Origin of the sequence: Streptococcus infantis, from assembly GCF_047463635.1 — a bacterium.
Taxonomy (GTDB): domain Bacteria; phylum Bacillota; class Bacilli; order Lactobacillales; family Streptococcaceae; genus Streptococcus; species Streptococcus infantis_W.
In genome coordinates this window covers 45,452-68,708 of record NZ_JASHDL010000001.1, presented here as the reverse complement: position 1 = coordinate 68,708, position 23,257 = coordinate 45,452, and the positions used below count along the sequence as shown (strand labels likewise).

28 protein-coding genes and 1 pseudogene are annotated in these 23,257 nt (G+C 38.6%); 3 read left to right on the top strand and 26 right to left on the bottom strand.

What is annotated here, in order from left to right; all coding sequences use genetic code 11:
* Window positions 1–18 precede the first annotated feature (18 nt).
* From QM867_RS00345 to QM867_RS00295, 11 genes and pseudogenes are all read right to left on the bottom strand, one after another.
* The gene (locus QM867_RS00345) at window positions 19–2,616 is read right to left on the bottom strand and encodes an SEC10/PgrA surface exclusion domain-containing protein (protein WP_414314881.1); all 2,598 of its coding nucleotides are present in this window, start codon (window positions 2,614–2,616) and stop codon (window positions 19–21) included.
* A gap of 190 nt (window positions 2,617–2,806) precedes the next feature.
* A complete protein-coding gene (locus QM867_RS00340) occupies window positions 2,807–3,124 on the bottom strand; it encodes a hypothetical protein (RefSeq protein ID WP_101785728.1) in 318 nt (105 codons plus the stop codon).
* Between the two features lie 338 nt (window positions 3,125–3,462).
* A complete protein-coding gene (locus QM867_RS00335) occupies window positions 3,463–4,587 on the bottom strand; it encodes a replication initiator protein A (RefSeq protein ID WP_414314880.1) in 1,125 nt (374 codons plus the stop codon).
* Window positions 4,587–4,769: a hypothetical protein gene (locus QM867_RS00330; protein ID WP_009729741.1), complete on the bottom strand. Its 183-nt coding sequence runs from the start codon at window positions 4,767–4,769 to the stop codon at window positions 4,587–4,589. The genes QM867_RS00335 and QM867_RS00330 overlap by 1 nt, the downstream gene beginning before the upstream one ends.
* Before the next feature lie 38 nt (window positions 4,770–4,807).
* Window positions 4,808–5,479 (bottom strand): DUF2786 domain-containing protein, encoded by a 672-nt coding sequence (locus QM867_RS00325; RefSeq protein WP_414314879.1) that lies wholly within the window; start codon window positions 5,477–5,479, stop codon window positions 4,808–4,810.
* Window position 5,480: 1 nt separating this feature from the next.
* Window positions 5,481–5,942, bottom strand: a complete 462-nt coding sequence (locus tag QM867_RS00320; RefSeq protein ID WP_414314878.1) for a hypothetical protein — start codon at window positions 5,940–5,942, stop codon at window positions 5,481–5,483.
* Window positions 5,943–5,955: 13 nt separating this feature from the next.
* Window positions 5,956–6,323, bottom strand: a pseudogene (locus QM867_RS00315) (hypothetical protein).
* Between the two features lie 67 nt (window positions 6,324–6,390).
* Complete coding sequence (crcB, locus tag QM867_RS00310; RefSeq protein WP_414314877.1) at window positions 6,391–6,738, bottom strand: fluoride efflux transporter CrcB; 348 nt, start codon at window positions 6,736–6,738, stop codon at window positions 6,391–6,393.
* Window positions 6,732–7,106: a fluoride efflux transporter CrcB gene (gene crcB / locus QM867_RS00305; protein WP_153224978.1), complete on the bottom strand. Its 375-nt coding sequence runs from the start codon at window positions 7,104–7,106 to the stop codon at window positions 6,732–6,734. Before crcB (QM867_RS00305) ends, crcB (QM867_RS00310) begins: the two co-directional genes overlap by 7 nt.
* Window positions 7,103–7,369 carry a chorismate mutase gene (locus tag QM867_RS00300; RefSeq protein WP_153224979.1) on the bottom strand — a complete coding sequence of 89 codons (267 nt, stop codon included), beginning with the start codon at window positions 7,367–7,369 and terminating at the stop codon, window positions 7,103–7,105. Before QM867_RS00300 ends, crcB (QM867_RS00305) begins: the two co-directional genes overlap by 4 nt.
* Before the next feature lie 116 nt (window positions 7,370–7,485).
* Window positions 7,486–7,929, bottom strand: a complete 444-nt coding sequence (locus tag QM867_RS00295) for a flavodoxin (protein WP_001162134.1) — start codon at window positions 7,927–7,929, stop codon at window positions 7,486–7,488.
* Window positions 7,930–8,032: 103 nt separating this feature from the next.
* On the opposite strand from QM867_RS00295, the gene QM867_RS00290 reads away from it, so the two are divergent.
* The gene (locus tag QM867_RS00290; protein ID WP_153224980.1) at window positions 8,033–8,968 is read left to right on the top strand and encodes a DHH family phosphoesterase; all 936 of its coding nucleotides are present in this window, start codon (window positions 8,033–8,035) and stop codon (window positions 8,966–8,968) included.
* A 96-nt stretch (window positions 8,969–9,064) separates the two neighbouring features.
* On the top strand, window positions 9,065–9,307 hold the full coding sequence (locus QM867_RS00285) for a type B 50S ribosomal protein L31 (RefSeq protein WP_000710764.1): 243 nt from the start codon (window positions 9,065–9,067) through the stop codon (window positions 9,305–9,307).
* Between the two features lie 45 nt (window positions 9,308–9,352).
* Here QM867_RS00285 and QM867_RS00280 read toward each other — a convergent pair whose 3' ends face one another.
* The 5 genes from QM867_RS00280 to QM867_RS00260 all read right to left on the bottom strand — a co-directional run bounded on the left by QM867_RS00280 (window position 9,353) and on the right by QM867_RS00260 (window position 13,798).
* The gene (locus QM867_RS00280; protein ID WP_414314876.1) at window positions 9,353–9,673 is read right to left on the bottom strand and encodes a heavy metal-binding domain-containing protein; all 321 of its coding nucleotides are present in this window, start codon (window positions 9,671–9,673) and stop codon (window positions 9,353–9,355) included.
* A 342-nt stretch (window positions 9,674–10,015) separates the two neighbouring features.
* Window positions 10,016–10,291, bottom strand: coding sequence for an HU family DNA-binding protein (locus tag QM867_RS00275; protein WP_001284633.1), 276 nt, complete (start codon window positions 10,289–10,291; stop codon window positions 10,016–10,018).
* 106 nt (window positions 10,292–10,397) lie between these two features.
* On the bottom strand, window positions 10,398–11,234 hold the full coding sequence (locus QM867_RS00270) for a DegV family protein (protein ID WP_049509469.1): 837 nt from the start codon (window positions 11,232–11,234) through the stop codon (window positions 10,398–10,400).
* A gap of 181 nt (window positions 11,235–11,415) precedes the next feature.
* Entirely contained in the window at window positions 11,416–12,645 is a 1,230-nt protein-coding gene (locus QM867_RS00265; RefSeq protein ID WP_414314875.1) for a tetratricopeptide repeat protein, read from the bottom strand.
* Window positions 12,635–13,798 carry an AI-2E family transporter gene (locus tag QM867_RS00260; RefSeq protein WP_414314874.1) on the bottom strand — a complete coding sequence of 388 codons (1,164 nt, stop codon included), beginning with the start codon at window positions 13,796–13,798 and terminating at the stop codon, window positions 12,635–12,637. Before QM867_RS00260 ends, QM867_RS00265 begins: the two co-directional genes overlap by 11 nt.
* 209 nt (window positions 13,799–14,007) lie before the next feature.
* Between QM867_RS00260 and QM867_RS00255 the strand changes: the two genes are divergently transcribed.
* Window positions 14,008–15,015 (top strand): lactonase family protein, encoded by a 1,008-nt coding sequence (locus QM867_RS00255; RefSeq protein WP_414314873.1) that lies wholly within the window; start codon window positions 14,008–14,010, stop codon window positions 15,013–15,015.
* A 41-nt stretch (window positions 15,016–15,056) separates the two neighbouring features.
* Here QM867_RS00255 and QM867_RS00250 read toward each other — a convergent pair whose 3' ends face one another.
* The 10 genes from QM867_RS00250 to QM867_RS00205 all read right to left on the bottom strand — a co-directional run bounded on the left by QM867_RS00250 (window position 15,057) and on the right by QM867_RS00205 (window position 23,228).
* Window positions 15,057–15,476: a F0F1 ATP synthase subunit epsilon gene (locus tag QM867_RS00250; protein WP_049503620.1), complete on the bottom strand. Its 420-nt coding sequence runs from the start codon at window positions 15,474–15,476 to the stop codon at window positions 15,057–15,059.
* A gap of 10 nt (window positions 15,477–15,486) precedes the next feature.
* Window positions 15,487–16,893 (bottom strand): F0F1 ATP synthase subunit beta, encoded by a 1,407-nt coding sequence (atpD, locus tag QM867_RS00245; protein WP_000094353.1) that lies wholly within the window; start codon window positions 16,891–16,893, stop codon window positions 15,487–15,489.
* An 81-nt stretch (window positions 16,894–16,974) separates the two neighbouring features.
* The gene (locus QM867_RS00240; protein WP_045763457.1) at window positions 16,975–17,853 is read right to left on the bottom strand and encodes a F0F1 ATP synthase subunit gamma; all 879 of its coding nucleotides are present in this window, start codon (window positions 17,851–17,853) and stop codon (window positions 16,975–16,977) included.
* Window positions 17,854–17,868: 15 nt separating this feature from the next.
* Window positions 17,869–19,374 (bottom strand): F0F1 ATP synthase subunit alpha, encoded by a 1,506-nt coding sequence (atpA, locus tag QM867_RS00235; protein WP_049503616.1) that lies wholly within the window; start codon window positions 19,372–19,374, stop codon window positions 17,869–17,871.
* A gap of 14 nt (window positions 19,375–19,388) precedes the next feature.
* Entirely contained in the window at window positions 19,389–19,925 is a 537-nt protein-coding gene (locus QM867_RS00230) for a F0F1 ATP synthase subunit delta (protein WP_414314872.1), read from the bottom strand.
* Complete coding sequence (gene atpF / locus QM867_RS00225; protein WP_414314871.1) at window positions 19,925–20,419, bottom strand: F0F1 ATP synthase subunit B; 495 nt, start codon at window positions 20,417–20,419, stop codon at window positions 19,925–19,927. The genes QM867_RS00230 and atpF overlap by 1 nt, the downstream gene beginning before the upstream one ends.
* Window positions 20,420–20,437: 18 nt before the next feature.
* Window positions 20,438–21,154, bottom strand: coding sequence for a F0F1 ATP synthase subunit A (gene atpB, locus QM867_RS00220; RefSeq protein ID WP_000392935.1), 717 nt, complete (start codon window positions 21,152–21,154; stop codon window positions 20,438–20,440).
* Between the two features lie 32 nt (window positions 21,155–21,186).
* Complete coding sequence (locus tag QM867_RS00215; RefSeq protein WP_001054551.1) at window positions 21,187–21,387, bottom strand: F0F1 ATP synthase subunit C; 201 nt, start codon at window positions 21,385–21,387, stop codon at window positions 21,187–21,189.
* Window positions 21,388–21,616: 229 nt separating this feature from the next.
* A complete protein-coding gene (locus QM867_RS00210; RefSeq protein WP_414314870.1) occupies window positions 21,617–21,928 on the bottom strand; it encodes a CHY zinc finger protein in 312 nt (103 codons plus the stop codon).
* A gap of 13 nt (window positions 21,929–21,941) precedes the next feature.
* Complete coding sequence (locus QM867_RS00205) at window positions 21,942–23,228, bottom strand: peptidase U32 family protein (protein WP_000169115.1); 1,287 nt, start codon at window positions 23,226–23,228, stop codon at window positions 21,942–21,944.
* Between the last annotated feature and the right edge of the window lie 29 nt (window positions 23,229–23,257).

The window sequence follows — 23,257 nt, the reverse complement described above, 5'->3', positions numbered from 1 at the left end:
GACTTTACTTTACTTAATTTAATTTTCCTTAGATTCTCGTTTGATTTTCAACAAACTTAAAAGTGAAATAGTTACCATTCCAAAGAGCCAAAGACTAGAAGATTTTTCTCCTGTCTTAGGTAATTCATATGTTGCAGCAGGTGCTTGATAGACTGGATCTTTGACTTTTGCAACTTGATTATTAACTTGATCTTGCACATACTTTACAATCTTACCATTTTGAATCACTGGAATCGGATGACCTCCAGCTTGCTCAATACTTGCCTTCTGAGCCTCTAACTCTTTTTGATACTTAATTTCTTGTTGTGCTTCCAGATAATCACGATAAGCCGACAACAACTCTTTATGAGCCTCTAATACCTTTCTTTGTTCTACTTTTGCAGCTTCTAGTTTTGCTAGTGCTAACTCAAGAACGGATTTCTTTTCTTTCAAAACTTCTTGAGCAGATTCAAGATTCAGTTTTGCATTTTCTAAGAGTTGTGGGGCATTTTGCAAAACTTCCACTCGCTCTTTTGATGCTTTCAAGGCTTCAGTTGTTTCTGAAAGCACAGCTTGACGACTGAGGACAAGTTCTTTAATTCGAGTAAGTTTACCTTGTTTAGCAAACAATGCCTCTTTCTCAGCAGTCAAAGCTTCATTCAGTGATTCCCATTCAGTTTGTTTTTCAGCTAGTTTATCTTTAGCTAACGCAAGTGCTTCACGTTTGTTTTGCACATCTGCATTCAACTGTTCCAAAGCCTCTTGCGCTTGTTTGTTTTCTAAGCCAGCTTTTTCAAGGTTTGCTTCCGCCTGCTTCAACTTAGCTTCTGCTTCAGGAGTTTTTAAAGCAATATTCTGAATATCATTACGATTAGTCACTGCATTTTGCGCAGCATCTTCTGCTTGAGTATATTCTGTCTGTGCTTGTGCTTTTCTAGCTTGAGCATCCTTATGATTCGTTTTCTCAGTCTCATAAGTATCCTGAGCCTGTGCCACAGAATTTCTAGCTACTTGAATTCTTTCCTGAAGACTAGCTAGATTGTTCTTAGTATCAACTTTAACATTTTGATGGAAACCATTTTTCAGCAAATCAATTGTTTTAGAATCTGTTCCAACATAGTGCATCGCAATCAAACCAAGATCTGTCTTTCGGGTTGCTACACCGATATATTGTAGAGTGACTGACTTACGATCTAGTCCTGCAAAGTTTAAAGCATGGCCCCAATCAGCATGCTTATCATAAAACAGCATCATAATCACGTTGTTGTATGCCTGTTGTTTCAGATCAGCTAATGTTACTACATCACCTGCATTTTGAAAGCCAATGTTTTCAGCAAGCAGACCTTGATTACCTTGATTTAAACCAACTTCTTTCGCAACAGTGTTCAAAGCATCTAGGTCATGGCCGTACTGATTAGTAGATAGTTTGCTTGCTTTCTGTGCCACTTTCTGCATATCTCGATTCACTAAAACTGGAATATCATCTGTTCCCATCAATTGACGGAAATCATTAATCAAATGTGCATTGAAAATGGCAAGTTCATCTTGAATTTCAGCAGATAAATTGTTGACATCAGCAATCACCGTCTTTTTATCTGCTTCACTCTGCTTAAATGGAGAAGTTGGATTACTGTAATAAGTATCACCACCATCTGGTGAGCTAAATCCAGCAGCAGTCATTCCTCTCTTAGCAATTTCTTGTAACTTATTTGAATTTTCTTCAGTTGGATTATTGAAGTAAGCTTTTAAAGCTTCTACGTAGCCAGCAGGATAAGTGATAGAGGTCGTTGTCAAACTATCCAGGATACTTTGAGCTTTAGATAGATTCTCTTTAGCTACTTGATACTGATTTTCAGCGTTAGTAGCTTGAGTGGTTGCTTGATCTAGTTCCTGAGCTTTCACCAACCTAGTTGCTTCTGTACTCGTTACATCTTCTTCTGCCTGCTCCAACTTAGAAGCACGTTGTTCGTCTGCTTTTTTAGCAAGTTCCAACTCTTGTCGAGCTTGTGATTCAGCTTTTTCGCTCATTTCCAAGTTTCGCTCAGCAGCTTCAGCATTAGCAACAATACCCGCAACTCCAGTTCCGTCTAGAATCGCTTGTTTTTCAGCTACAATTTGTTCTGCATCTGTAACTTCTTCTGTTTTGTCAGCTAGCTTTCTCGTAGCTTCTGTGACATTTGCTTCCTGATCAGTAACATTCTTTTCAGCTAGCTTTTGTTCCTCTCCAGCAGAGGTCAGTTCTTCTTGAGCCTTCTTCTCAGCAATTTCTTTTGTAGAGACATCTTCTTTTGCATCCTGGATATTTTTAGGGGTAGCCTCCTTGACTACTTTCTCCGCTTGAGTAACAGTTTCTGTAGCTTCATCAACTACTTTCTCAGCATCGTTCACCTCATTTTGAGCTGTGTTTACAATCTCCTCATGTTTTTTTACAACTGTGTTTGCCTGATCCACATTTCCTTGGGAGATAACAACATCAGTTTCTGTAACTGTTTTTTTAGTTGCTGTCTTCTGTTGGCTCCCTGAAATTGGCTCTGTAGGCTTTAATTCTTCTGCGGAAACTTGAGTCGTTGCTCCAACCGCTGCCGTTGCGATTGCGCCAGCCAATAAAACTTTCTTAACTTCATTCATCATTTCCATTTGATTTCTCCTTTTTGTTTAAAAACGTTCTTAAAATATTTATTTTATGCTTTTATTTTACTATTTTTAGAGTTTTTTCTCAATTTTTTTCTTGATTTTCATTCATCTATCCGCTTAATCAAAGATAGGATATTTAGAACATATCAAATTTCCTCTCCTTGATGAAACAGATAGACGAGGACTCTATCTGTTAAATTTTACCGCTAGGTCGGTGATAACCTTTACCGGTTAGCTGTAAGATTGATTTATTTCCTTGTTTAATTCGTCTGGCAACTAAAATGTCTCCACGTTTAATGGTGCGTATATCTCTATAGATTTTAGAGTAATCTGCAATCATTTCAACGGTTTGAAGTTTTCCTGCCACATATCCTGTTTTAGGAATAAGACCATACTTACTAGTTAATTTCATTTCTTCACCACTTGCAAGCCGTGCGGTTGCATCACCTTGCAAACCTAGTCGTCTTAAGTCAGTGAGTGTGACCTCACTAGTTGATTTTATTTGATTCATATTGTCCTCCTTTTTGAATCAAAGGCTGATTTACAGCCATGCCGAGTTGATGCCGTACATCTCTACTGTGTTTTTTACGCACGATTTATAGTTTAGAAATCGCAAACTCTTTCGTCTTACGGGACAAGTCAACCGTGACTTTACATCATGCAGTCAGCACTAGATATACTTTCTAGATACACACCGCCCCTATTCTTCTTTTTATGCCTAGACTGCGCTAATCGGGACAGTGGGGATATTCAATTTTCAAAGAACAAGAGTAGTTTTAGGACTTGCTCAGGTCAAGTATTTTACAAATATAGAACTATCTTAATTCCAGAAAGTCAACTATCTTTCTCTTAACATGTTGCGGTGTCTTTAGACAACTCAGCTAAATAGTGATTCAGTTTCGTCTCCGACAGTTTATCTGGATAATAATACGCAATCAGACTAGGACACTCAGCAGGGTATTGTCTAGCGTACTCACTTTGTCCTGATACCTCCATGAAGCCCTGTTCTTTTTCGATGAGTAAAGCCATCTTCCAAAAACGAATCATCATTTTGTAGAAGTATGCCGGAACATTCTGGATTGGTTTTCCTTCAGCCTCTCCTGTTTTAATTTTGAAAATCAATTTATCAAGTTCACGTTCAAGATCCTGCAACCAAACCTCTCCATAAATTTCCTGATTAGCTAAGAGGTTGTTGTAATCTTTCTCGACTTTGCGTTTCGATTGATAGATTTTATTTTCAAGAATTTTTGCATCTTTCCCAAACAAACTGATTTTCCGAACTAGTTGAGAAGAAAGAAAACCATGTTGTCCCATTTTAAATGCTTCAGAGATTGATAAATCAGATAAAGATGACTCGTCCTCGTATCGATTAGTATCGTATGAGGATTCTGTCTGACTCCTCTCTGTATTTATTCCGTCCGCTTCGTGGACGTTTTGAAGTCCATTTTGCGGACGTCCGTTTTTGATACTTTCGCTATTATCAAGGCTTTGGGGTGCTTTTTCATAGAGAACTTTACCAAAAGCATTAACCCTCTTCAGTAACTCACCATCAGCTGAATAGTGCTCCACTATTTCTAAATTAGCATCCACTAGTTGAAGATAAAGTCTATTTGGCTTATTGAGCCCTTGCCTAACTTCTCGTAAGAGACCATGTTCTTGCAGTTCTTTCTTGATCTTAGTAACTTTCATCTTTCCCTTGTCCAATAGCAGCATCAGGTCAGAAACTGTAAAAATTAGAAAGACCGCTCCATTTTCATCAACGTAATCTCTATTTCCCTTCTGGAATGAACTGATACTTAATTTACAACGATTATAGAGAGCGCCATAAGCTAACTTAGCATCAGATGAGAGACCCGTGTAAGAACTAGTCAATTTGACATAGCCGTTCTCGTTGTGTTGAATACGGGTGAAAAAGATTTCTGGAATTTGATAAAAAGTTAGAGTGGCTAGTTGGTCAATCGTGATATCTGCCATTAGTAGCCTCCTACAACTTGTAATCTCAAGCCACCAGCTTCAGGAAAATAGACAAGATGAGTTTGTTCTAACTCTTCAATAGCTGCAATAGCACGGCTTTTAGTCCATCCCATTGTATTCATCAAATCTAAAATCATTACGTCTCTAGTCAACCTTGAGACCTTTGTTTGGTGTTGTTTCATATGTGCTCCTTTCTTCATGAGGGTAAGCTACTTTATATTCATACTTGAAGTAATTCTTCTGGTAATAACCTTGTTTCTTTTGCGTGCTCTAGACCAGCTATATAAGCTTCATAATCAACATCAACTTTGACATTAATGGTTCTATTTTTTAAACTTCCCATGCGACGCTGTTGTTCTTCCAAAACTTCTGCTGGGATTTTTACCATCAAACCAAATTCTTCTGATGATTGAACCTGAGCCTGAAAACGTTGATCTACTCCGTTTAAGAAACCGAGTAAGTACGATTTCTTATAGTCTTTCCATCTTGCTCTTGAGACTGTAGGGAAAAGTCGTTTCAGCCGATATTTAAGGTATAAGAGCGCACCTTCGTAAACCTTACTACAAAGTTCAGCATCAGATTGATATCCAAAGAAAATTATCTGTGTGATGCCGTCTTCAGGAAGTCGTCTTCTTATCGTTTTACATCTAAAATTTTCACCTAAAATACCTGCCAACTTTTCTTGCCACCATGGAAGTCTATATTCCCATGTTCCTATTGTTTCACCAATATCTTTTTGAGTTTTACTATTCGTTAAATCATTCATAGAAAGATTATGCTTCACCATAAGTCTTTGAGCCATCAGAAGTGCAGTCTGCCCCTCTTCATCGTTTGGTGCATCGTAAGCTAATTCTAAAAGATTTTGTATCTTCTCAATAATTTTATTATCCATATCAATCCACATGTTTATACTTTCTAGGTAAAGAACTAGCGTAATGTTTTGAATCATTAACCTTTGCATTATAAAAAATCATATTATCCCCAATAATTTCTTGCCATTTAGGAATCTCCTCGCGATAAATACGATTAAGTCCATAAAAGTTCCTTACAATAAATCTAACGGCTCCAATATGATCTCCTAACCCAACCACACACAACACATCATGTTCCATATCATATACCCAATGACTTTTTGAATTTGTCAGTATTTCCCAAGCAAATTCCCAATCTCTCTCAAGCCAATCATGCCCTGGTCTGTAATAAACTTTTGTCTGACAAGAGTCATCATTAAATCCATAAAAACAGTGACTACACAGCGTTCTATTTTTATCTACCCACCAACAAGGACCAGACTTTTCATTGATGCAAGGTGTAACCCAGTTACAAGCACATCGTCTACAAATTCCAGCTTCCATGCATTATTCCTTCCTACACATATCCCATCAATTCTGGATTAAACTCCAGAGTCAACCACAAGGCTTCGTCCTGAGTCAATTGTCTAGTCTGCCCCAAGTTCCATCTCTCGCTCTTCTGGAGTAAGGATAAGTGCCAAGCTTAATTCTAAGATATAATTCATGAATAACATCATCTTTTATAACTCTCCAGAGAAGACTAGAAGGTCTATAGTAATAGGCGTCTCCAAGCCAAACTCTATTGAGATCATCGTATACAGATACTTTTTCATCAGAATTTCCTTCAGGGATACAATCAACCATATTTTCATTCTTATCAAGATCTATTACATCGAAAATTTCTAACGAATCAATATCCATAATAATTTCAATATTATCTGACATATTTTCCTCCCAAAACACAAAAAAGAGTTAACGGAATTTTCCGTTAACTCAATATTTTCTATTTACCTCAAAACACTAGACACTTACATAGCAGAATTCCTAAAAAAATCGCAACTAAACCACCTAGGTAGGTCAAAATCAGGTAAGAATAAAATACCTTCTTATCGCTTAGCAACCTTTGGAGTTCGTCATTCAAGGTTGAAAAAGTGGTTAGACCTCCACAAAATCCTGTGGCAAGGATAAGATATACTTCTTTAGACTCCACATGATTGTAAAATAAGCCGATCAAAAAACAGCCCAGTAGATTAGCTATGAGAGTTCCTAGAGGCAGTACTGAACCCTGATTATAACGTGAAAAGAAATAACGCACGAGAGCACCTAATCCACAAGCAAGTGCTAGATATAATACTACCATTTCTTCCTCCCTAAATAATAAGCCAATAAAAGTCCACCACCAATGCTCAGAACTAGATAGACTACTAGACTTAGGTAAGAACCTCTATCCAGCAATTTTACGCCATCTAACATGAGGCTTGAAAAAGTCGTTAATCCTCCACAGAAGCCAGTTCCAAGCGCTAAAATGACACCTTTACTGCTTCCCTTATAAACCAAATAACCTTTGACAAGATAGACTAAGCAGAAAATTCCTAGATAGTTAGCAAAGAGAGTTCCCCATGGAAAGCCTGGACTAGCTGGCAACCATCTCGAAATCTGATATCGGATAAGTCCTCCTAGCATGGCAGCTAGAAAGATTCCTAGTGGGTAAAATTGTTCTTTTTTCATTTGATGTTTTTATCCTGATAATCGCGTGAACGTTTGAGAATATCAGAAAAAGTCTCAACGATTGTCTCTTCGTATTTTTTATTTCTGACATGACTTCTGACCTTCTCAAAGATGGCTTCTTCTCTTTTAGTATCGAGAATAGCTTTTCCTGAAGCTTTTTTATAAGCAACTACCCCCTCAACTAGATGCATTCTTTCTTCTAAGAGTTTTACGATTTGGTCATCAATTTGATCGATTTCTTGTCTAATAATATCTAAATCCATAGAGTCTCCTTCATTATTTGAATGATTGTATCAAAAAGCTTCTAAATGGGCCAGTACATTCTTAGGGTTATCTAACAAAAACTGCACTGACAACTTTCATCAGTGCAACTTCATGCTTATCCTACTTTAGCAGCCAATTCTTCTGCAAATTGTTCCAAGCGTTCGATATCTTCTTCTTCTGCAGAGAGATCCACTTTGACACACTCTGATCCCTTTTCAGCTCCTGTTGCCACAAATACACGATCAAAGTCATCAACAGCTTTACAGAACTCATCGTAGAAAGTATCACCTGATCCTACTACACCGTAGATTTTACCACTCAAATTAAGATCTGCTAGGTCCTCGTAGAAGTCCATCATCTCATCTGGTAACTCTCCATCACCGTAAGTGTAGGTTGCAACGATTGCGATATCTGCTTCAAGAAAGTCAGATGCGTCAACAGTTGTACACTCATCAACATCCACCTCTAAGCCCAATTCACGCAATTTATCTGCTACAATATCTGCAATTTCTTCGGTATTACCGGTCATACTGGCAAATACAATTTTTGCTAATGCCATATCGTCCTCCTCAATTTATCTTTCTCCATTATATCACATCTTTTTCATTTTAAAAATAAAAACTCTTGTGCTAAAATGAAATAAGAAAGAATTGAGGTCACTTATGGAAATTTGCCACCAAATTTTAGAAAAAATCAAAGAATACGACACGATTATCATTCATCGTCATATGAAACCAGACCCTGATGCCTTGGGAAGTCAGGCTGGATTGAAATCCTTGCTGGAACATCATTTCCCAGAAAAAACCATCAAAGCCGTTGGTTTTGATGAACCAACTCTTACTTGGATGGCTGAAATGGATTCTGTCGAAGATAGTGCCTACCAAGGAGCCCTTGTCATCGTCTGTGATACAGCTAATACTGCTCGTATTGATGATAAGCGCTATAGTCAAGGTGATTTTCTCATTAAGATTGACCACCATCCAAATGACGAAGTCTATGGAGATCTTGTTTGGGTAGATACCAACTCTAGCAGTGCCAGTGAGATGATTGCTCTCTTTGCTGAAGCAACTAACCTAGAATTATCCGACTACGCTGCTAAAATGCTCTGCGCTGGAATTATTGGCGATACAGGCCGTTTCCTTTATCCGTCTACTTCTGCTCGTACCCTTCGAATTGCTAGTAAACTAAGAGAACATAACTTTGACTATGCTGAATTAACACGTAAAATGGACACTATGAGCTTTAAAATTGCTAAACTTCAAGGTTATGTCTATGATCACCTAGAAGTTGATGAAAATGGTATCGCACGTGTCTTACTGACTCAAGAAATTCTAAAAACATATCAGGTAACAGATGCAGAAACAGCAGCCATTGTTGGAGCTCCAGGCCGTATCGATACAGTTAATCTTTGGGGAATATTTGTGGAACAAGCAGATGGCCACTATCGCGTTCGACTTCGCAGTAAATTCGTTCCAATCAATGGTGTTGCAAAAGAACATGATGGTGGAGGTCACCCACTTGCAAGTGGTGCTAACTCCTATAGCCTAGAGGAAAATGAAGTTATCTATCAAAAATTAAAAAACTTACTGAAAAAATAGATAAAAAGCTTGCCAAACTTATCAGAATCTGATAGACTAGTATGGTAACAATCTATGGCTCGCAAAGAGACCATGGCAGAAAGGAAATATTGCAAAATGAAAAAAGATATCCATCCAGAATATCGCCCAGTTGTCTTCATGGACACAACTACTGGTTACCAATTCCTTAGCGGTTCAACAAAACGCTCTAACGAAACTGTTGAGTTCGAAGGCGAAACTTACCCATTGATCCGTGTGGAAATTTCATCAGACTCACACCCATTCTACACTGGACGTCAAAAGTTCACTCAAGCAGATGGACGCGTGGATCGTTTCAACAAAAAATACGGTCTCAAATAATCATAAAAAGAACAGTTCCGGCTGTTCTTTTTTTGTTTCTTCAAATTAGGACTCAATCACAACTGCTGTACCACTACAAGTTACCATCAGCATAGCATTTTCAGCCCCTAAAGTTTCATAGTCCATTTTTATACCTATAATAGCATTTGCTCCACGTTCACTTGCACGCTCCATCATTTCTGCTAGAGCTTCTTCTCTTGCTTGAGTCAACTCGCCTTCATAACTACTAGCTCGTCCTCCAAAAACATTACGGAAGCCAGCAGCCATATCTTTGAACATATTAACGCCAGCAACCACTTCACCAAAGACGATTCCTTTGTAGGCTAGGATTTTCTTGCCTTCAATTCCCGTAGTTGAAATAATCATCTTCCTTTCCTCCTAACTTCTTTTATATAATTGTAATCCCTTTCAATAACTCTGTCAAGAAATTCTATAAAAGGATCAGTGCTTGAAAGGAAACTCTTCTCACCATCCTTGTTTGATATCCATTTAGTGCCAATTGTATGAATGGTGGCCTAAATCTTTTCTTTGTAAGCCTAACTTGAGATAGGCTTCTCAGCCTCCCTATTCTTAACAATAGTAGAGCTTAAAATCTATGACTGGTATAGAAAATACTGTTCTCTCATGCCCCCATTTTGCCCCCTATACACAAAAAAAGCCTACTGACCAAGCTAGCAAGCTTGATACAATAGGCTTTTTCTAAATTCATTATTTAACAGCGTCTTTAAGAGCTTTACCAGCTTTGAATGCTGGAACTTTTGAAGCTGCGATAGTGATTTCTTTACCAGTTTGTGGGTTGCGACCTTTACGTGCTGCACGCTCACGAACTTCGAAATTACCAAAACCGATCAATTGAACTTTTTCACCAGCTGCAAGGTAATCAGCTACTGCTGCAAATACAGCATCAACTGCTGCTGCTGAGTCTTTCTTTGTCAATTCTGTAGCTTCTGCTACTTTAGCGATCAAATCTTGTTTGTTTGCCATGTTAATAATTCCTCCAAATATTTTCTAATTAACAATTACAATCATATCCTAAATTCTCTTGTAGGTCAAGTCAAAAACGCTATTTCTTGCTATTTTCTTTATTTTTTTAGGACTCGTATCTGACCAAAATAGCCCAAGCATTTTCACCTGTATGGGTCTGAATAATAGAACCTGTTTCAAGTACAGAGATTGGTTTTTCAACGAATGGTTGTAAGATTTCTTTCATCTCTTCTGCCCAGTCCCGAGTTCCAGAATAGGAAATACCAATTTCTGCAACAGAACGCTCTGACAGTTTTGAAACTAGTTCATCCAACCATTTCTTAAAGGTTTTAGCTCCACGTCCTTTAACGATTGGTTGCAATTCATCATCTTTCATCTGCATGACTACGCGGATATTTAATAGAGAGCTTAAAAGACCTGTCACTCGGCCAATACGACCACCTTTAACAAGGTTTTCCAAGGTAGAAACACCAATATAGAGCTCTGTGTTCTTCTTTACTTCTTCAACATGAGCCACAATTGTCTCAATGTCTTGTCCTTCTTGAGCTAACTTAGCTGCTTCAACTACTTGAAATTTTAGGGCTTGATCTGTAAAGGAACTATCCAATACAGTCACATTAGCTGTTGACAAACTTGCACCTTGCCGAGCTGCTTCGACAGTTCCTGATAAGGCATGAGACATATGAATGGCTAAAATTTGACTACCGTCTTTACTCAACTCATCAAAAATCTCAGCAAAGAGTCCAACAGGAGGTTGACTTGTTTTAGGCAGATTTTTACTCTCTTTCATCAAGCGAAGAAATTCCCCTTCTTCAAGATCAGCATCCGAATAAAGAACACTATCAATCATTACAGAGAGCGGAACGACGGTAATATTTAATTCTTTGACCACTTCTGGTTCAATTGTAACAGAAGAATCTGTTACGATTTTTACTTGTGTCATAATTCAAATCTTTCTATGTTTCACTTTTTGAGTGAGTTTTTCAATTTAACTATAACAATTATATCAAAAAAAAGCTAAAAATTCATACTGTATCTATTCATTTTTATGATGTAATTTATAGATTTTTAAATCTTTATTTTTATAAAAATAGTCGCCTGCTAAGACGACTACTGTTCATTTATCATAAGCGTTCATACAAATCTTGCATTTGTATGTCATCAGGAACCAACTTGAGATAGTGTTGAATTTGTTCTTTTGCTTCTTCAAACCTTCCAAGTTCGCGTAATAGATGAATGTATTGCTCTAAAAACTCAGGATTTTCCTTGAGTTCTGGAACCAATGCCTGATAAAATTCATAGGCAGCATCCAAATCTTCAGTTTCTTGGTAACTCCGTGCAATCATCCACTTAGTCAAGAGATTTTCTGGCTCATATACTTCTAAGGCTAGAATATCCTCATACCTTTCTTGCTCCTGATACATGGTTGCTAGTCGCAAGAGGATTTCTTCTTGGTCTTCCGCATCTTCTTGGGCTTGAAGAAGATAAGCTTCCGCCTGCTCAGGTTGATGCAATTCGTAAGATAATTGTGAAGCAAGGAGTAGTAAACGTGTTTCGAATGGATTTTTTTCCAAACCTTGTTGAGCAATCAGTAAGGCTTGCTCAGTCTGGTGTTCCTTATGTAGAGCCTGACTATAACCATATTCATACCCTTCAAAATCTGGAGAAATAGTATCCAGCTGTTTAAAATATAAAACTGCCTTTTGATATTCCTCTTGATCAAAGTAAAGACTTGCTAATTCAAATGCAGTCTGATCTTCATACTCTAACTCTAAAGCTTTTTCTAAAAACTCTATAGCTGATTCAAACTTTCCAAGTCGAGCATAGGCAGTTCCAATTCGTTGATAGGTCGAAATCCCTGTCTGCTCATATATTTCACGATTATCCAGTTGAGCATAGCCCTTAATCGCTTCTAAATCATTTCCAAGTTCACTATCTAACTCTGCTAGCCCAAAAATAAATAGAGGATCATCAGAGTAATTAAGAGCTTCTAAGAGCTTCTCACGAGCTACATCCGTCAATCCTTCCATTTGATAGAAATCAGCCTTTAAAACAAGCGCAGATACATAAGAATCGCTATTGGGTTGAATTTCTTCTAGATAGGCAAACGCTTCTTCAATTTGTCCGTCTTCGCTTGCGATACTAGCTAGATTGAGATTTACTTCTGGAAATATTGGAGCTAGTTTTTCATAGATTTGACGAGCTTGTGGATAAAAACCAATACCTTCTAGATAATAAGCCAGTTCCAGAAGAAGATCATCAGGGTCTTCTTCCAAAGCTTTTTGAAAATAGTGATCAGCTTTTGTTAAATCTTGCTGATCCAGAGCTTCAAGCATTTCTTGACTATTGCTCACTTTCAACCTCCTCTTCTAACTCATACAGACCACTAACTTTTTTATACCATTCAAAAATCGCTGAAATAACAACTTTTGCTGAAGCATAAACAGGAATTCCTAATAGGACTCCCCAAACACCAAACATAGAACCAGACGTCAACAAAACAAATAGAATAGTGATTGGATGGATGTTTAATTGACTACCTAAAATCAATGGAGATACAAAACGACCTTCAATTGTCTGCTCTACAATAAAAACGATAATAACTTTCAAGAGCATAACTGGTCCAGCAATTAAACCTAAGACCAGAGCTGGTAGCATGGCAAGGAAACTTCCAAGATAAGGGATAAGATTTAAAACCCCTGCAGTAATTCCAAGAGTCACTGCATATCTCAAACCAATAATCTTAAAGAATATGATAAACATAATCGCTACGATAACAGCAACAGTAATTTGTCCTCTAACATAGTTAGAAAGTTGTTGGTTCACATCCGTTAGAACCTTACCTACTGGTTCTCTCAATTTATTTGGTAAGAATTGAGTGATATGATCTCTCAAACCTTTTCCATCTCTAAGGAGATAAAAGAGCATAAAGGGCATGATAATCAAAGCAACAATGACTTGTGACGTTCCACTAATAAGAGCACTCACCCAGTTCACAGCTTTTGATGAAATATTACTTGCCCAAGCAGTTGCTTGTGTTGAGAATTGAGCCAGAACCTGTTCTAGTTGAGGTCTAAAGTCATCTGGTAACCGCTTAGTTACAAGATCATCAATAACTCTGTCAGCATCTTCGAGATAATTTGGTACATTTTGCGCAAAAATAACTACTTGACGTTGAAGATTTGGAATCGCAACGGCCAGACCAATAATCAAGAGTATGGCGATAATGACAAAGATAATACTAATGGCTAAGACACGATTTATCTTATACTTCTCCATCAAATCCACCAGTGGATTTAAGAGATAAAAAAGCAATCCTGATAAAATAACAGGCAACATGACCACTGATAAAAAATCAACGACAGGGATAAATAAAAAACTAATCTTACTTAAAATAAAAATATTCAGACCTAATAACAAGGCTACCAAAAATACAGTAACAGCCTTATTATCTAAAAACCATTTAAAAAACCAAGATAAATTAAAATGTTTCTCTTTTTGTTCCATATCTACTTCCTTTCCTTTGTCCTTTCATTATACCATTTTTATAGGGAATAAACTGTTTTTAAAGTGTTGAAGTGACGATTGATAACTTTAACAAAGAGACCTTGCATTTTACTAATTTTATACTTAGATGTTTCATACTTTTTTCACTATTTTCTTCAGGTCTCCTAATTTATGATATAATAGAAACATCTTTATTTAGAGGTATAGCTATGATTGAAACAATTTATTTCGGAACTTACACACGTCGTTTATCCCAAGGGATTTATCAAGCTGATTTTGATACAGAAACTGGGAAACTATCCAATCTTAAACTATTTGCGGCTGAGCCAAGTCCTACCTATCTTGCATTTGATCAAGAAAATCACCTCTACACTGTCGGTAGCAAAGATGGACAAGGTGGAATTGCTGCCTATCAAACTGATGGTACTTTGCTAAACCATGTTGTGACAGAAGGTGCTCCTCACTGTTATGTTGCAGTTGACGAGAAACGTGGCCTAGTATATGGTGCTAACTATCACAAGGGACAAGTTTTGGTCTATAAACGTAAAGAAGATGGTAGTCTAGAATTGGCTGATACAGTTCAGCATAGCGGTCATGGTCCTCATGAAAATCAAGCTTCTCCACATGTACACTATACAGATTTAACACCAGATCAGTATTTAGTCACTTGCGACTTAGGTACTGATGAGGTTACTACTTATGATGTCAATCCAGAAGGAAAACTAAATAAGCTAAATACCTACAATTGTAGTCCTGGTGCTGGTGCACGTCACCTTGTTTTTCACAATCACTACAAGATTGCCTATCTCATCTGTGAACTCAATAGTACAATTGAAGTATTGATTTATGATGGTGTTGGTGCATTTGAAAAAATGCAAGTTATTTCTACTCTTCCTGAAGGATTTAATGACTTTAATGGAACTGCTGCTATTCGTCTCTCACAAGATGGAAAATATCTGTATGCATCAAACCGTGGTCACGATTCTATTGTAGTTTACACTATTCTCGCTGATGGTAGTTTAGAATTGTTGGAATTCGTTCCTACAAACGGGAAAACTCCTCGTGACTTTATTCTCTCACCAGACCAAGAATTCCTCATCGCCGTTCACCAGGATTCTGATAATGCAACTGTCTTTAAACGTAATCCAGAGACTGGTCGTCTTGCAGAACTTTCCAATGATTTCCACGTTCCCGAAGCGGTTTGCGTCACATTTTAAACATAAAAAATGAACTTGATTCTCAAATCAAGTTCATTTTTTTATAGTTTATTTCCGACATTGATTCGGTTAATAGCACGTTGTAATGCAATCTTAGCACGTCGCTCTTGGTCAATCAAGTGTTTGTCTTGTGCTTCTTCGATTTCACGTTCTGCACGAAGTTTGGCACGTTCTGCACGGCTAATATCGATATCACGAGCACGCTCAGCTGAGTCTGCAATAATGGTAATGACATCATTAGCAATCTCAATGATTCCTCCATTTACTGCTATCCAGTTGACATGAGAATCATCATCAATACGTTTGACTTTAACTTCATCAACTGCTAATACCGCAATCATATTTTGATGTCGTGGCAAGATCCCCATCTCACCATCCAGAGTTCGAACCGATACAAAGCTGGCATGGTGATCATAGACGAGGCCATCTGGTGTCACGATCTGGACAGTTAACTGAGCCATAGATCACCTCTTAAAATCCCATTTTTTCAGCCTTAGCAATAACATCTTCGATTGAACCTACTCCACGGAAGGCATCTTCTGGGAGATGATCGTGTTTTCCGTCAAGAATTTCCTTAAATCCACGAACTGTTTCCGCTACAGGAACATAAGAACCTGGTTGACCAGTAAATTGTTCCGCAACGTTGAAGTTTTGTGAAAGGAAGAACTGAATACGACGGGCACGAGCAACCAAAGTCTTTTCTTCATCAGAAAGTTCATCCATACCAAGGATCGCAATGATATCTTGCAATTCATGGTAACGTTGAAGGACACGTTTAACCTCAGCAGCAACTGCGTAGTGTTCTTCTCCAACGATTTCAGGTGCCAAGGCACGTGAACTTGAAGCAAGTGGGTCAACGGCTGGATAAATACCCAATTGAACCAATTTACGTTCCAAGTTTGTTGTTGAATCCAAGTGGGCGAAGGCTGTTGCTGGCGCTGGGTCAGTATAGTCATCCGCTGGCACGTAGATAGCCTGGATAGAGGTTACAGAACCTTTCTTAGTTGAAGTGATACGTTCTTGCAATTGACCCATTTCTGTTGCGAGAGTTGGTTGGTAACCAACGGCTGATGGCATACGACCCAAAAGGGCAGATACTTCTGAACCAGCTTGTGTGAAACGGAAGATATTGTCAATGAAGAGAAGAACGTCTTGGCCTTCTACATCACGGAAGTATTCAGCGATTGTCAAACCAGTAAGGGCAACACGCATACGTGCTCCTGGTGGCTCATTCATCTGACCAAATACCATGGCTGTTTTCTCGATAACGCCTGATTCTTTCATTTCCCAATATAGGTCGTTCCCTTCACGAGTACGTTCCCCAACACCGGTAAATACTGAAATACCACCGTGTTCTTGGGCAATGTTATGGATCAATTCTTGAATCAAGACAGTTTTACCAACTCCGGCACCACCGAAGAGCCCGACCTTACCACCTTTAAGATATGGGGCAAGAAGGTCGATAACCTTAATCCCTGTTTCGAGGATTTCTGAAGAGGTAGACAACTCATCAAAAGTAGGTGCTTTTTTATGAATTGGCTGACGCTCTGCGTCTTCTCCAAAAGGAGCTTCCAAGTCAATGGTATCTCCCAAAACGTTGAAGACACGTCCCAAGGTTTCTTTACCTACTGGTACAGAGATTGGACGACCTGTGTCCAACACTTCCATTCCACGAGTCAAACCATCTGTTGATTCCATGGCAATGGTACGAATCATACCATCCCCCAACTCTAAGGCTACTTCAAGGACGATTTTTGTTTTCTTTTCGTCATTTTTGTAGACGACAAGTGCATTGTTAATCTCAGGTAGTTTTTCACCTGCTGCAAACAAAACGTCTACAACGGGTCCGATAACCTGAGCAATTTTACCTGAACTCATCTCCTTCTCCTATTCTATATAAGATACTGTCGGTTCCTAGTTTTGCTAGGTCCTAAGTTCATTGATATGAGCAGGATGGCTTTATTCTAAAGCGCTAGCTCCTGCCACGATTTCTGTGATTTCTTGTGTAATCGCCGCCTGTCTGGCACGGTTATACTGGATTGTCAAATCATTAATCACTTTTTTTGCATTATCAGTCGCTGTTTGCATGGCTGTCATACCAGCAGCATTTTCAGCTGTCTTGGCATCAATAATAGCACCATAAATCATACTTTCTGCAAACTGAGGCAATAGTTGATCCAAGATTTCTTCACGACTTGTTTCAAGGTCAAATGTCAAGCTATAGTTATCATCTGCTTCATTTGGATCCAAGTCCACGATTGGAAGCATCTGCTCCACACGCATTTGACTTGTCAGTGTATTCACGTGGTGGTTGTAGCAAACATAAAGCTCATCAAAAAGTTCGTTTTGATACATTTCAATCGTTTTTGTAATAATCTTACGAACTTCATCAAAGCTTGGTTGGCTTGCAAGTCCACGCAATTCATAGATTGGTTGAATACCGCGTGATTTGAAGAAATCGGCTCCCATACCACCAATACAGATGACTTCAAAATCATCACCTGAAGGATGGTATTCTTGCTGAATTTCCATGACAGCTTTTAAGATTGAAGAATTATATCCTCCAACAAGACCACGGTCAGATGTAATGACGATATAGCCTGTTTTTTTGACGGGGCGACTGATCAACATAGGGTTAGTTGATCCGCCTGCACCATCTCCGTGGAGGATGTCTGTAACTAGTTTACGCACTTTTTGTGCATACACTTGGAAGTTACGAGCTGCTTCTTCAGAACGACCTAACTTAGCTGCAGAAACCATCTGCATAGCGTTAGTAATTTGACTAGTATTTTTTGTTGAGGCGATTTTTGTTTTAATATCATTTAGAGATACTGCCATCTGACACCTCTATTCTTATTGGAAGCTTGATTGATTGAGAAACTCAGTAATCGCAGCATCCAAGACTGCTTCATCTGGCAAGTCTTTTGTTTCACGAATGGTTTCCAAAATTTCAGGATGTTGAGCATCAAAGAACATATGGAACTCTTCTTCGAAACGAACGATATCGTCTACAGGAATTGTATCCAAGAAACCATGGGTCAAAGCATAGAGAATAGTAACTTGTTTCTCAACAGGTAATGGTTTGTGAACAGGTTGTTTCAATACTTCTACAGTACGACGACCACGGTTCAATTTAGCCTGAGTAGCCGCATCCAAGTCTGAACCAAATTTAGTGAAGGCTTCCAACTCACGGTATGAAGCAAGGTCGATACGGAGTGTACCAGCAACTTTCTTCATGGCCTTAATCTGTGCAGAACCACCAACACGAGATACGGAAGAACCCGCATCAATAGCTGGACGGATACCTGCATTAAAGAGACTATCACTTAGGAAGATTTGTCCATCCGTAATAGAGATTACGTTTGTAGCGATATAGGCTGAGATATCTCCGGCTTGTGTCTCGATAAACGGAAGGGCTGTGATAGATCCTCCACCCAATTCATCCGAAACTTTAGCTGAACGCTCAAGTAGACGGCTATGAAGGTAGAAGACATCCCCTGGGAAGGCTTCACGACCTGGTGGACGACGGAGCAAGAGAGAAAGTTCACGATAAGCTACCGCTTGTTTAGATAAGTCATCATAAACAATCAAGACATGCTTACCTTGGTACATAAATTCTTCGGCCATAGCAACCCCTGCATAAGGTGCAAGGAAAAGCAATGGAGAAGGTTGTGAAGCTGACGCTGTCACAACGATTGTGTAATCCAAGGCTCCATACTGGCGAAGTGTTTCTACTTGTGTACGAACTGTTGATTCTTTTTGACCAATCGCTACATAGATACAAATCATATCTTGACCTTTTTGGTTCAAGATTGCATCGATAGCGATGGTAGTTTTCCCTGTTTGACGGTCACCGATAATCAACTCACGTTGTCCACGACCGATTGGAACAAGGGCATCAATAGCTTTCAAACCAGTTTGCAATGGTTGTGATACTGATTTACGTTGCATAACACCAGGAGCTGGTGCTTCAACTGGACGAGTTTTGTTTGTGTCGATTGGACCAAGTCCATCTACTGGACGACCAAGTGGATCCACGACACGTCCAATCAAGCTATCACCAACTGGAACTTCCATGATTTTTCCTGTACGACGAATGGTATCGCCTTCGCGGATATCTGTAAAGTCTCCAAGGATGATAATACCAACATCTGTTGATTCTAAGTTTTGCGCCATACCATAAGAGCCGTTTTCAAAAATCAACAACTCTCCACTCATGGCATTTTCAAGGCCATGAGCACGCGCAATTCCGTCACCAATGTAGGTTACAACACCAGTTTCAGTCACATCAAAATTGGGTTTGAAATTTTCAATTTGTTGCTTAATTAAAGCGCTGATTTCTTGTGCGTTAATTGCCAAAAGAACACCACTTTCTATTTCAAATTTTCCTTAACAACTTTAAGTTGTTGTTTAATACTAACATCAATTGTCTTGTGATTGGCGATAATAACAAAACCACCGATTAAACTATCGTCGATTTCTTCTTTAATGCTACGCACTTTTAAAGACATCTTTTTCTCTATAATAGGAAGTAGACGTTCTTTCTGTTCATCGGTTAGAGGATGAGCAGACATAATCGTTACTTCAAAACGATTCGTTTCTTTCTCAAGACGGTTTAAACAATCTACAATCACATCATAAAAAAGATTTGATCGATGGTTGTACAACAGAACTTGAATAAAGTTTTGTAATAATGGCGATGCAGAGTCTTGGAAATAACTGACTGTTTTTTCCTTGTCAGACTCATCAACATCTACCTGAGTCAAAAAAGAAGGCAAGTCTGTTTCTTCAGCGACTTGCTTAATTTGAGTCAAGTCTGAAAAGATACGGTCTTCTTCTCCTTTTTCAATCACCAATTGGACAAAAGGCATGCTGTATTTTTCAATTACCTTTACTGTCTTTTTGTCCATTAAGCTTCTCCTAGCTGATCGATATACTGATCAATGAGTTCTTTATGGGCATGACCGTCAAGGTTTTGTGAGATGATTTTTCCAGCTAAACTAACTGTCAAATCTGCTACCTCACCTTTAACGCTTTGTAAAGCCTCAGCTTTGTTTTGCGCAATTTCTTGGTTGGCTTTTTCTTTTAAGCGGCCTGCTTCAAGTTTAGCTTCGGCTAAAATATCGGCTCTACTTTTCTCTGCAGTTTCCTTTGCATTCTCGATAATAGTTTTAGCTTCGGTACGGCTACCTGCTAGCTCAGCCTCTCGCTTACTTGCTAGTTCCTCAGCCTTTTTACGAGCTTCCTCAGCACCATCAATATCTGAAGAAATCTTTTCAGCACGTTGATCCAAAATACTGGTAATATTTCCCCAAGCATATTTCTTAACTAAAAAAATTAATAAAAGGAAGGAACCAGCGATAAGAATAAAGTCACCGATAATGGTACTAATAGTTAAATCCATCTTCTAATCCTCCTCTACTTACTCTTCCTCACCATTTACCTTTTTACCAATGTACATAGAAGACAACATGGTAAATACATACGCTTGAATACATGAAATGAAAATTGAAAAGGCTGTCCATAACATGTTTGCAATAAAGGCAAAAGGATACCAATAAAAGGCATATTGTGACAAGGCTAATAACAATCCTGCCAAGACCTCACCGGCGAAAATATTTCCGTAAATCCGAATCGCCAAGGAGGCAAAATTGGTGAACTCTTCTAAAACGTTCATCGGAGTCATAAAGCCAGGAGTAACAAATGCTCTCAAATATTCTTTAACGCCTCTACGACGAATTCCTTCTACATGGGCGATCAAAGTGATCAATAAGGAGAGGGATAAATCGTATCCAAGGTTGGCTGTTGGGGAAGTCCACAAGTTATAACCGTTTGTTGTTTGTACTTTTGCCATTAAGCCAATATTGTTGGCAACCAAGATAAACAGAAATAGAGAGAACAAGAACAAGGAATAATCCTTGATATATGAATCTCCAATGTTTGGTTTTGTAAAACCAATCACAAAGTCATAAATCATCTCAAGAGCATTCTGTTTGCCCTTTGGACGGATGGCCATTTTACGACTTGCCCAGTAGACAAAGGCAAAAACCATCAAAACAGTTACAAGAGACATGGCAAGCAGGGTCAAATCAAAGGATATTGGTCCAATATTAACGGTTGGATTCAAACTTTCTTCCATGGTTTGACACCTCCATTTCTAAATAGAGTTGTCTATTTGATAACGAATGACATCGCCAAGGTTACAAAGAAAGTTCCTTCGATAAAGGCAATCCCCATGATCATCAAACTACGCAATTGTGGAATGATATCTGGTTGGCGTGCTGCAGATTTGAACAAACCGTTCATCAAAAATCCTTCTGCAAGAGATACACCCATACAGGCAAGACATAGACCGAAAAATGTTAAATTCATGACGAATTCTCCTTTTTTAAATTAAATTTACTTCCCTAGTTTAGTCCTAAAATTTGCTTTTGTCAACTTTTTACTAGCATTGAAAGCGTTTCTAATCATTTATTTCTATTTTTACGATTTTCAAGACAACTATATAGAAAATTTTAATGTCTTTTCAGGTTATTTTCTTTATCTTTCCTATTTTTCTGAAAACAAAAATCCAGGTTTTACAACCTGGATTTATCGTTTCTTATTTAAAATAATAGGAATGATGACTCTGGCAAGCTGGATTAAAGAGTGCTGCACAATAAGGACAACTCCCCTTCTCTTTATACTCCTCATAAGTTAGGGTCTTCTTACAGGAACCACATAAGATAGGTTTATCCTGTTTTAGATTTAAAGGATAAGGAGAAAATGTGTGCGACTCTAGTTCATTGTGACACTGATAACAGGCATAGTATTTCTGACACTCATAACACTGGAGCGCTACGATATCTTTATCACTATGGTAATGAACACATCTGCTTTCATTATCTACTAGTAATCCATGAGCTTGAACCATTGACTTTTCTTATCTATGCACGAACTGTGACGCTTGTTCCATCTTCTTTGTAAAGATTGATCAAGCCTTCTTTCAAAGCACGGACCATATCACCTGCTTGTACTGGTTGTGGAACCTTGATGGTTAAAAGTTCCATTGGATTTGGTGCACGGTCAATCTTATTACCTTTGGCATCGTGAAGGTCTTCGATATAAGTTTCAAAATGGCGGAAACCTGGGCCATAAAACTCAACTTGGTCTCCTTCGTTGATAACGTTACGTTGGCGAATAGTTGCTGTTTGTGTTGCATCATCATAAGCTACTACTTCAGCAACAAACTTGTATTCTGGAATCTTACGACGAGCACCAAACAATTGTTCATTTTCAGATGGTGTCCCGTAGTAGAAACCTGTAGCCAATTCACGTTGGGCAACCTTCCACATTTCATCAATCAAGTCTTGCTTGATAGCTTCAAACTTTTCAGGACTTTCAAGGTAGGCATCAACCGCAGCCTTGTAGCAGTTTGTCACCGTTGAAACATAGTGGATAGACTTCATACGACCTTCAATCTTCAAACTATCCACACCATTTTCAATCATATCTGGGATATGGTCAATCATAGACATATCAACAGCTGACATTGAAAATTCTTCAGGAATTTCTCCCTTGAGACTCTTACGTTCTTTACCAAATGGCATATCGTAAAGGTCATATTTCCAACGGCAAGATTGTGAACATCCACCACGGTTGGCGTCACGCATACTCATATGGTTAGAAAGGGTACAACGACCAGAGTATGAAATACACATCGCACCATGTACGAAGGCTTCAATCTCTACGTCTGTACGTTTGCGAATTTCTGCCAATTCTTCCATAGAAACCTCACGCGCCAAAACAACGCGAGTCAATCCAAGTTCTTTCCAGAATTCAAGAGTTTCATAGTTGGTCGCACTAGCTTGTGTTGAAAGGTGAATTTCAAGTCCTGGTGCTTCTGTTGCTGCAATCATGATTAAGGCAGGGTCAGAAACGATAACAGCTGCAATTCCAATATCACGCAACTTACGGAACCATTCTCCGGCACCTTCTTCATTTCCTTCGTGCATAACCATATTAGCAGCCACATATACCTTAGCTCCATACTTAGCCGCGAACTGAACTCCTTCTTCCATTTGTTCGAAAGTGAAGTTACCAGCACGGCTACGTAGACCATAGGCCTGACCACCGATAAAGACAGCATCTGCTCCGTATTGAACAGCTACTTTTAGTTTTTCAAGAGTTCCTGCAGGTGATAGAACCTCAGGACGTTTCAAAGTTTTTGTCATTTTTTCTCCTATTTGCAATATAAAAGTTT